The sequence below is a fragment of the Cytobacillus sp. MT66 genome, from assembly GCF_058792595.1.
On sequence record NZ_JBXAFB010000014.1, the window covers coordinates 73972 to 81797 of the forward strand.

The 7826-nt window shown below is 36.4% G+C and carries 12 protein-coding genes, 1 tRNA gene and 1 rRNA gene; 8 read left to right on the top strand and 6 right to left on the bottom strand.

Annotated features, from left to right (window positions below):
* Window positions 1-26 precede the first annotated feature (26 nt).
* The gene (locus AC1Q59_RS20540) at window positions 27-230 is read right to left on the bottom strand and encodes a hypothetical protein (protein ID WP_492367728.1); all 204 of its coding nucleotides are present in this window, start codon (window positions 228-230) and stop codon (window positions 27-29) included.
* Window positions 217-462 carry a hypothetical protein gene (locus tag AC1Q59_RS20545; RefSeq protein WP_492367729.1) on the bottom strand — a complete coding sequence of 82 codons (246 nt, stop codon included), beginning with the start codon at window positions 460-462 and terminating at the stop codon, window positions 217-219. The genes AC1Q59_RS20540 and AC1Q59_RS20545 overlap by 14 nt, the downstream gene beginning before the upstream one ends.
* 103 nt (window positions 463-565) lie before the next feature.
* Here AC1Q59_RS20545 and AC1Q59_RS20550 point away from each other — a divergent pair, with 103 nt between their 5' ends.
* Window positions 566-790, top strand: coding sequence for a WYL domain-containing protein (locus tag AC1Q59_RS20550; protein WP_492367730.1), 225 nt, complete (start codon window positions 566-568; stop codon window positions 788-790).
* On the top strand, window positions 783-1010 hold the full coding sequence (locus AC1Q59_RS20555) for a LexA family protein (RefSeq protein ID WP_492367731.1): 228 nt from the start codon (window positions 783-785) through the stop codon (window positions 1008-1010). Before AC1Q59_RS20550 ends, AC1Q59_RS20555 begins: the two co-directional genes overlap by 8 nt.
* A 13-nt stretch (window positions 1011-1023) precedes the next feature.
* Here the strand turns inward: AC1Q59_RS20555 and AC1Q59_RS20560 are convergent, their stop codons facing one another.
* On the bottom strand, window positions 1024-1224 hold the full coding sequence (locus tag AC1Q59_RS20560) for a helix-turn-helix domain-containing protein (protein ID WP_492367732.1): 201 nt from the start codon (window positions 1222-1224) through the stop codon (window positions 1024-1026).
* Window positions 1225-1502: 278 nt separating this feature from the next.
* On the opposite strand from AC1Q59_RS20560, the gene AC1Q59_RS20565 reads away from it, so the two are divergent.
* From AC1Q59_RS20565 to AC1Q59_RS20575, 3 genes are all read left to right on the top strand, one after another.
* Complete coding sequence (locus tag AC1Q59_RS20565) at window positions 1503-2771, top strand: FtsK/SpoIIIE domain-containing protein (RefSeq protein ID WP_492367733.1); 1269 nt, start codon at window positions 1503-1505, stop codon at window positions 2769-2771.
* The gene (locus AC1Q59_RS20570; protein ID WP_492367734.1) at window positions 2719-3294 is read left to right on the top strand and encodes a replication-relaxation family protein; all 576 of its coding nucleotides are present in this window, start codon (window positions 2719-2721) and stop codon (window positions 3292-3294) included. Before AC1Q59_RS20565 ends, AC1Q59_RS20570 begins: the two co-directional genes overlap by 53 nt.
* Before the next feature lie 135 nt (window positions 3295-3429).
* Entirely contained in the window at window positions 3430-3936 is a 507-nt protein-coding gene (locus AC1Q59_RS20575; RefSeq protein WP_492367735.1) for a hypothetical protein, read from the top strand.
* Between the two features lie 109 nt (window positions 3937-4045).
* Here the strand turns inward: AC1Q59_RS20575 and AC1Q59_RS20580 are convergent.
* Both AC1Q59_RS20580 and AC1Q59_RS20585 read right to left on the bottom strand, forming a co-directional pair.
* Window positions 4046-4118 (bottom strand) — tRNA-Ala (locus tag AC1Q59_RS20580).
* A 62-nt stretch (window positions 4119-4180) separates the two neighbouring features.
* A complete protein-coding gene (locus tag AC1Q59_RS20585) occupies window positions 4181-4867 on the bottom strand; it encodes an MgtC/SapB family protein (RefSeq protein ID WP_492367740.1) in 687 nt (228 codons plus the stop codon).
* Between the two features lie 212 nt (window positions 4868-5079).
* Here AC1Q59_RS20585 and AC1Q59_RS20590 point away from each other — a divergent pair, with 212 nt between their 5' ends.
* Both AC1Q59_RS20590 and AC1Q59_RS20595 read left to right on the top strand, forming a co-directional pair.
* Window positions 5080-5991, top strand: coding sequence for a DMT family transporter (locus tag AC1Q59_RS20590; RefSeq protein ID WP_492367736.1), 912 nt, complete (start codon window positions 5080-5082; stop codon window positions 5989-5991).
* 21 nt (window positions 5992-6012) lie between these two features.
* The gene (locus tag AC1Q59_RS20595) at window positions 6013-6561 is read left to right on the top strand and encodes a GNAT family N-acetyltransferase (protein WP_492367737.1); all 549 of its coding nucleotides are present in this window, start codon (window positions 6013-6015) and stop codon (window positions 6559-6561) included.
* A 470-nt stretch (window positions 6562-7031) separates the two neighbouring features.
* Here the strand turns inward: AC1Q59_RS20595 and AC1Q59_RS20600 are convergent, their stop codons facing one another.
* Entirely contained in the window at window positions 7032-7400 is a 369-nt protein-coding gene (locus AC1Q59_RS20600) for a DUF488 domain-containing protein (RefSeq protein ID WP_492367738.1), read from the bottom strand.
* A gap of 366 nt (window positions 7401-7766) precedes the next feature.
* Between AC1Q59_RS20600 and AC1Q59_RS20605 the strand changes: the two genes are divergently transcribed.
* Window positions 7767-7826 (top strand): 16S ribosomal RNA (locus AC1Q59_RS20605); the annotation flags it as partial.

Sequence of the window (7826 nt, forward strand, 5' to 3'; positions counted from 1 at the left end):
AAAAGCCCTTCCTTGATTGGAGGGGCTTAATTATTTCTTACATTCTTCATCGGAATATCATTTTCCTCAATTACTTCAATCACATTCATTATATCCTCTAATGCTTCATTCTTTGAGTAATTTTCATCCTCATTTAGCATAGCCGCTATCTTAATAAGCATCAATTTTATTCTTGTAAAATCCTCTTTTGATTGAAAATAATTAATCAATTCCTTCTTATATCCATCCATTTTCCTGCACATCCCATACTTTATCAGTAATGTCATTTTGGTCATAAGTTACTTTAGTAACGCTTAAATCATATCCATGTTCTTTTTTTATTTTCCATAGCCAGTTCATTGTTATTCGTACTGCCTCATTGTCTGGATCATCTTTAAAATTTTTGTAGTTTATTGGTAAATTAGCCTGTCTCATACAAACACAGTTGTTAATTAAATATAAAATCTCAATATGAATTTGCATATATATCGTCTCCTTTGGCAATAATTATATAGGAACATTTGTTCTAAAATCAATTGAAATAGAATGTATGTTCTTATATAATTGTGATAAAGGGGGCTTCATCATGAATTATTTGCTTAAATACTCATTAACCAATGCTACTCCGGTAGAAATCATTTATCAGGGGAAAGACAACCAATTTTCCAAAAGGCCAATCCTGGTGAAAGCAATAAACGAAACCTATATTAAGGCATATTGCCTAACTAAACGGCAACCGAGAATATTTAAAATTGATTCAATTTTTGCTGTTGCTCCAATACAGAAAAAAGGGGAAAGGTACTATGCGTAGTGATAAACTAACAAAAAGACAAAATGAAGTTTTTTTATCAATTGTTGATTATATAAATTGCAATGGATACCCGCCATCGTTTAGGGAAATTGGTAAAAGAGTTAACTTATCATCTTCCTCTACAGTTCAAGGGTTTTTAGAACAATTAAAGAAAAAGGGTTATGTTACTTGGGAGCCGCACCAGCCAAGAACGTTAAGGATATTAAAAACCGCCTCATAAGAGACGGTTATTTTTATTCTTTTTTAATCCATATTTCCCTAAAATCCATGTCTAATTCTTCACATATTCGATAAAGAACGGGGAATGAAGGCAAAGAACGGCCATTTACAATGGCACTCATACCAGCTGCACTTAACCCGATCTTTCTAGAAAAGTCCCCTTGTTGTATCTCTCTTTCGGCAAAAATGACTTTCAAACGGCATTTATATTCCATCTTATCCACCTCAATAAATTAATTCTCTGTGCATTATTTCAATCCCTTTAAATTTTTTTAAGTGGACAAGATATATCGGACAACCAGGCCCTCATATCATTTACCATTCAGAGAAATCTTCATTGAAACATTCTCTATCTACATTCGTTCTGATTTTCGCTGCATGAGCAGGTAAGCGAATCTTACAGGTTCAATCATATCAACGGCTTAAGTGTTATTTTCATCCTTCGTTTTCTTTGAAGCTATTACTACGTAATATCCAGAATTGGGGTGGTGTGATGATATTCGAAGTTGGGTCTACAATTTTAATGGGGAGCATTGCAGCCTACGCGTATCTGAAAACGAGTGGTCCCGTATCAAATGATGCCGAAAAAATACAAAGAATTTTTGCGAATTCTGGATGGAATGGAAAAAACGGAGAAACTATACGTCTTCACAGGAAATCAAAGTTTGAAGGAGGAGTGGAATATATTTATCAGCTGCCGTTGGGTTTCGACCGTATGAAAATTGAAGCGGAAAAGCACATCTTAGAGGATGGTCTTAATATCCGCCACAAATATCTCCAATTTGAACCAAAAGATATTTTGAAAATTAATTTGCGCAAAAATCCTATTAAGCAAATAAGGACAATTCTTACCACTAAAAAGATTAGTCGAAAAGAAATTGAAATTGAATTTGATGGGATGTTGGGAATCAAGGTTTATAAAGAAAGCATGAAGGACCAATATATTTGGAATAAAAGCTATCTTAAGCCAAAAACATGGTCTGTCCCCATTGGTCATACCCGCAGTGGAATTATTAGACATGATTTTGATGTCCATAAGCATTTAATAATTTCCGGTGCAACAGGTTACGGAAAAAGTGCAATTTTAAAATTGATTGTTACGACCTTTGTTTTGCAAAATCCTGATAATGCAAATTTACATTTAATTGATTTGAAAGGGGGATCAGCTTTCCAAAGGTTTAAAGATTTAAAGCAGACGAAAAATTTCACCAAGGATCCAAAAGAGTCTAAGGAAATTCTTGAAGGTATTCAAAAAGAAATGAATGACACCTATAGCGATATTGTCGATGCTGGTTTTGAGGATATAAAGGAATCTGGTCGAAAAGAGCGTCATTTTATCATCATTGATGAAGCAGCGGATATTGCAGATGATGAAGGGTGTATGAAGGTTGTGACAGATATAGCTAGAAGGGGCCGGGGAGCTGGTTACTATTTGATTTATGCCACCCAGTATCCTTCTAGTCTATCCATACCCCAACAAACAAAGAGGAACATTCCTTCCCGGTTATGCTTTGTTTTAGATGATGCAACAGCTTCACAAACTGCACTTGGTCAAACAGGCGCTGAAGATCTCCCGTTAATACCAGGAAGAGGGATATATAAAAACGTTAAGAGTCAGGTGGTCCAAACACCTTATATCAGTAATCAGGAAATTAAAAAACAAATTAAACCTCACATTGTTATTAAAACAAAGGAGGATGATCCAAAAAATGAAAAACGAGAAGAGGGAAGAAGCAATACTTTTAAGCTTACGCCGATGTGATTATCTCACTAGAGAGCAATTACAAAAAATGCATGACCTGGGGCAGACACGTAACGCCCAGCGGGTTTTAAGCAACATGAGTGACTATATTTCTTTTTTTACCGATGATAAGAAAAAAGTTTATTATCTTAATGCTGAGGGCAGAGAGAGAGTCCAGGCGGAAAAGATCCGTAGAAAAACAGCGATGGTTACACATTATTTAATAAGAAATGATTTGTTTATTACTAAAGGCAGACCGTCTTCATGGGAAAACGAGATTAAAATAGAAATACCAAACAGTAAAACATCGATTATTGCTGATGCTGTTTATATTTTTAACAAACAACATCATTTTGTAGAAATCGATTATAAACAATCAATGAGAAAAAACACTGCTAAAATTAAGCGTTATCAAGAATTAGCGAGTTTAAACCCTAATTTTGTTCTTATCTGGGTAACAACAACTCCATATAGAAAGAAAAAACTAGAATCCTTATGTTTAGGGTTAAAGTACCACGTTTATTTATGGGATGACATTAAGTAGAGGAGAGATAGGGATGAGTTGGAAGAAAACAGCTTTACAGGTCGGATTTTTAGCATTGGATTATGGTTTAAAGAAAAGGAAGAAGAAAAAGGTGAATAAAAAGAGGAAAACTAACAAAAAGAAAGGGTGACCACGATGGCGAGAACTAAAGCTATGTCAATTAGTGAGTTTATGTCTGGTGAATACAAAGTGAAGGAAAAAGCGCGAAAGGAAACAAAATCAAAAAAGTCGCAAGAAATCATTATCAAAATTGGGCAAATGGGAGCCGGGTTAGCACTTCCTCTTGCACTTGGTACGCCGATTGGGGCGGCTGCTATACTTGCGACTAAGGCGGCCACAGCAGCGGCAGCGACAACCGTACCGGCAGTCGCACCAATTGCCGTTGAAGCTACGGCGAAAGAGTGGATGGGCGAACAAACTGTTTCTATGTTGGCTCATGCGTTAGATCCGGTTATTGATATACTTGTCGCATTAAGCTTTCCTATTGCATCAGTTATCATTGTCGGGGCTTGTTTCTTCTTTATGCTTGGCAATCCTGAAAAGGCATGGGGAATGATTCAAAATGCTGGTCTTGGGTATGTACTCATTCAGGTGTCTCCATTAATATTAAATGTTCTTAAACAGGTCGGAAATGCAGTGTAAAATCACAAAAAAATTATTTCGGCGACAATTCGGCGACAGTTAGTTATTTTCATTGATTAAACAAATTATAAAAAAGAAAAAACCCTTGATATATCAAGGGTTTTTCGTATGGAGCATAGGGGGCTCGAACCCCTGACCTCTACGCTGCCAGCGTAGCGCTCTCCCAGCTGAGCTAATGCCCCGGTTATTGGATACAATAAGATTATATCCGCAACCCGATTTTTTCGCAAGAGAAATTTTTATATCAGGATAGGCTTTCGACCTCTACCTTTTTTACACCATTCAATTCAGAGATACTATAATACACGTCTGTGATGCTCTTTTTGTGATTCACAGTGACTATTAGCTGCACAAGGTGTCTGTTTTCTTCCAAGTCCTTAATGCGTACCCGTCTAATCGAAATTTTTAAGTCGTTAATCGCTGTAAGGATTTCTGAAATATTTTTCTTATCGTGGACTTTTAGCTGAAGGGTTACTTCCTTTTCTCTCAGCTGTCTTGGACCAATCAAAGCCATAATAAAAGGAACTACTTCAACACTGATAATTAACAGTGCAACCCCCGCCATTGCTTCAAGATAAAAACCTGCGCCAACAGCGATTCCGATGCCTGCAGCTCCCCAAATTAAAGCAGCGGTTGTCAAACCAGAAATACTGTCATTTCCCCGCCTGAGAATGACCCCGGCCCCTAGAAATCCAATACCTGATACGATTTGTGCTGCCAGGCGGAGCGGGTCCATTTGAATATTAATTCCTTCTTTACCTGGAAAGATATAGGCCGATTCTATTGATACGATAGTCAGCAAGCAGCTGACAATGGAAATGACGAGACTTGTTTTTAAGCCGACGGGTTTTCTTTTTAATTCCCGTTCGATGCCGATAATGAGGCCTAGGACAGCAGATATCCCCAATTTCATTAAAATTTCTAATTCCATATCATTAAACAACATATTCTTCCACTCCACATTATGTATTCTTTATTAAAATTTGGAAGTCGGTCGGAAAAAAGCGCCTTGTTACCAAGTTTCTCATTGAGGGATAAATATTTCAAATATTATTTATTTATAATTATATTAAAAAAGTTTTTTTGTGATGTATGATTATCTTGGTTTAAAAATATATAGAAAAGATATAAGGAGAACTCATCATGAACGAAGCAAAAATTAATCCATATGTCTTATTGGCCATAGGGGTTTTTTCAATATCCACCTCAGCCATTTTGGTGAAGGTTTCCAGTGCCCCGTCCGGTGTTATAGCCTTTTATCGAATGTTTTTTTCAGTGCTGTTTATGCTGCCTGTTTTCTTATTAAAATATGTTCCTGAGCTCCGCGTTATTACTAGAAGAGATTGGATCTTTTCAACCATTTCGGGAGTCTTTCTTGCTTTTCACTTTATTTTGTGGTTTGAATCTTTAAACTACACATCTGTAGCAAGTTCTACTGTATTAGTCACTCTCCAGCCATTATTTGCGTTTGTCGGAACTTATTTCTTTTTCAAAGAAAAATTTTCTTTCAAAGCCATTTTAAGTGGATTGCTTGCCATATTAGGAAGTATCATTATCAGTATGGGCGATTTTCAGGTTAGTGGTGCTGCGCTTATAGGCGATTTCTTGGCATTGGCTGCCTGTGCATTAGTTACAGCCTATTTCATGTTTGGCCAGGAGGTACGAAAAAGGCTTTCCCTGATTACGTATACTTTTGTAGTATATAGTATAAGTACCATTACGCTGTTTATTTACATTATGATCAAGCATGAACCGCTTGTGCCGTACCCATCAAGCGACTGGGTATACTTCATTCTGCTTGCCCTCGTGCCGAACTTGATGGGACACACATTCTTTAACTGGTCGCTAAAATGGGTAAGTACTTCTACTATATCAATGGCAGTTTTATTTGAACCAATTGGTGCGGCAATCCTTGCCTATCTGCTATTACAGGAATCGTTGACATGGACTCAAATTTTGGGAGGAGGCATTATAATCGCTGGCCTATCTCTATTTGTCCTGGATGAGCATAAGATTCATGTGAAGCACAGGAAAGAAAAAATGATCAGCCAATAATGATGAAAATTAGGTGACAAAATGGGTTTTGCAGAGGCGTTTAAGGAATTTCCACAATTAGAGACAGAAAGAGTTTTGCTCAGGAAGCTAGAATTAAATGATGCCACAAGTATGTTTGAGTATTTTTCAAAAGACGAAGTGACTGAATTCTATGATTTAGAGACATTCACCTCTATGACACAGGCTGAAGAGTTAATTGAACGGCTTCTATTAAGATATAGCTCAGGACAGCAGATTCGCTGGGGGATTGTTTTAAAGGAAAACCGTCGATTTATCGGCACCTGCGGCTTTCATGAAATCGAAGAGGAACATTTTAAAGCTGAAATAGGTTATGAACTGCATCCTGATTTTTGGAGATCGGGGATAATGACAGAGGTTATCTGCAAAGTTGTTGAATATGGATTTGAGAAGATGGAATTTAATCGCATAGAGGCATTCTTCGACCCAAGTAACATCGCTTCAGGAAGGGTGTTAGAAAAAAACGGTTTTCATTTGGAAGGTATTCTGAAGAAGCGGTTTTATGAAAAGGGTAAATTTGTGGATGCAGCTATTGCGGCAACCATAAAATGAAAAGAAGCAGGGCTTACTCGCTTATGAGAACCCCTGCTTCTTTTTTTACGAAAAATAATAAGTGAATCCGGAGAAAATAAACCCGAATGTAACAGATAGGATAAATGTTCCTCCATATATTTTTTCGTCCGAATTTGCAATTCGTAATCCCTCAACATAGGAGTATGCGAATAAAAAGATTGCCATAAACACTGATAAATAAAGGGCGATTGTCTCCAGAGTTATTCACACCTTTCAAAGAATTAATAGGAATTAGTAGATCATATGTAATAAAAACTGGTAATATGAATGACTTGATAGAATTGTTTGAAGAATAATTGCTGTGTATAACCAACAATCTGTGGATAAGCACTCGGTGGTTACCCACAGATTGTTGATAAATAAGTTGATTACTGTTCATTCTTATGTCGTGAATGTGGATAATGCTGTGGATTTGTGGAGAATAACTTTATCTTTTTAAAAACTAGTATCTATTTGTTGATATAAAGAAGCAATTCTTCCTTTAAGACAACGGCATTATTGAAATCTTGGTCTTTTGCTGCATAAAGCAGGGTTACATTACTGTCTTCAGTCAGTCTGCATAGCTCTTTTAACTTTTCTATTTTAGTATTATCCCCGTGCAATTCTTGTACATATTTCATGCGGAATTCTTCAAAACGCTCTGGTTTGTGGCCAAACCATTTTCTAAGTTCATTGCTTGGTCCAAGCTCCTTCATCCAAGAGGTTAATTGCGCTTTTTCTTTTGAAATCCCTCTTGGCCAAAGCCTGTCAACTAAGATCCTGTTTCCGTCGGCTTCATCATAAGGATCATATATTCTTTTTATTTTGATGCTGCCCATAATGAATTCCTCCATTCATATCCATTACTGAAATAATCTTTTAAAAAGAGTGTATGATAAAAAATGCCCATTTGCTAATTTATCATTTGTAAAAAGAAGAGCATAAAAATGAAAAATTATATTGCAAACATTTATAAGGCATGATATATTAAAACTCGTCCTTATCAGAGAAACAAACTTCTGGAAAATTGCTTTCAAAAAAGTTGTTGACTTAAATAAGAGACATGTGTTATATTAATAAAGTCGCTTCTGAGCGACAAACTTAAATAAGTTATATAAAATTGTTCTTTGAAAACTGAACGAACAAAAACGTCAACGTTAATTTTTTGTCCCGCATGGGACTAAACAATGAGCTATATCAACTCTTTATTGGAGAGTTTGATCCTGGCTCAGGACGAACGCTGGCGGCGTGCCTAATACATGCAA